Here is a 1,292-nt window from a genome sequence, read left to right as displayed (position 1 = left end):
CGTTTATTCCGCCCGGCCACGCCCGACAGGTCGCTGAATGGGATCCCGTCGCACTCACGTATGTGCCAACCGGACAACTTTGCCCTCAGTTCAGCTTCACCAATGCCATTCAGCCAGGCAGTGTCATGAAGTTTGGCTCGCAGRCGTGGCAAGTGCATTCAGCGCCAGGCCATGACCCTCACTCGCTTGTTTTCTTCGAACCGGAAAATCGAGTGCTAATTTCTGCCGATGCGCTCTGGGAAAATGGCTTCGGTGTAGTGTTTCCGGAGCTGGAGGGGGACGACGCTTTTGCTGAAGTGAGTGCAACCCTGGATCTGGTCGAGCGTTTGGCACCTCAAACTGTAATTCCGGGACATGGCCGTGTGTTCACGTATGGTCCTGAAATAATGACAAGGGCGCGCCGGCGGCTGGATTCATTTGTCAGCAATCCTGCAAGGCATGCACACCACGCCGCGAAAGTGCTGCTGAAATTCAAGCTGCTCGAAATCCAGAGCCAGGATTTCGACGAGTTCGTGCGATGGATGATGGAAACACCCTACTTTTCGCAGATCAAAGCCAAGTTTTTCGCGGACGTTCCTGTTCGGACATGGATAGAACAGCTAAGCGCTGAGCTGGTGACCGCCGGCGTAGCAAAAAAAGACGGTGGATATATCCTGAACGCCTAAGCGATCCTTTCGAGTCACTGGCACCCAAGGCTCACGGTGCCAAGCCCTCCCTAGCAACCTCAGCTTTCAGTGAGGCACAACGAACAACAAAAAGCAAAAAGCCCGCATAAGTTCACGCGGGCTTTTTTTAATGCCATCACCTGGTCAAATTTAACTTCCAGAGAGACAAAAGAAAACGCCCGGTTGATCAAAAATCAACCGGGCGTTCCTTGCTGTAAGAGCCTGACGATGTCCTACTTTCACACGGGAATCCGCACTATCATCGGCGCTAAGTCGTTTCACTGTCCTGTTCGGGATGGGAAGGAGTGGTACCAACTTGCTATGGTCATCAGGCATAACTTGTTGACAGATTGTTCAAGAACAATCCATCGAATTCATAGAGCAAATCAGCTTTTATTTAGATTCGCACAGCCGCTGGGCTGTGCTTTTTGAATGCGTCAACTTGGCATAACAACTTCGAATTAATCAAAGTTATAGGGTCAAGCCGCACGAGCAATTAGTATCAGTTAGCTTAACGCATTACTGCGCTTCCACACCTGACCTATCAACGTCCTGGTCTTGAACGACTCTTTAGGGGGCTCAAGGCCCCGGCAGATCTAATCTTGAAACGAGTTTCCCGCTTAGATG

General features: G+C 51.0%; 1 protein-coding gene and 2 rRNA genes. 1 reads left to right on the top strand and 2 read right to left on the bottom strand.

The features are described from left to right. Positions 1-665, top strand: a 665-nt coding sequence (locus AC1D0Z_RS22050; protein WP_477660280.1) for an MBL fold metallo-hydrolase, incomplete at its 5' end; no start/stop codon positions are given. Positions 666-885: 220 nt separating this feature from the next. On the opposite strand, the gene rrf is transcribed toward AC1D0Z_RS22050, so the two are convergent. Further along, positions 886-998, bottom strand: a 5S ribosomal RNA gene (rrf, locus tag AC1D0Z_RS22045). 142 nt (positions 999-1,140) lie between these two features. Next, positions 1,141-1,292 (bottom strand): 23S ribosomal RNA (locus AC1D0Z_RS22040); the annotation flags it as partial.

Source organism: Polaromonas sp. P1_E3, from assembly GCF_056405935.1.
The sequence above is the reverse complement of the archived record's forward strand: the minus strand, read 5'-3'. Positions and strand labels throughout refer to the sequence as shown.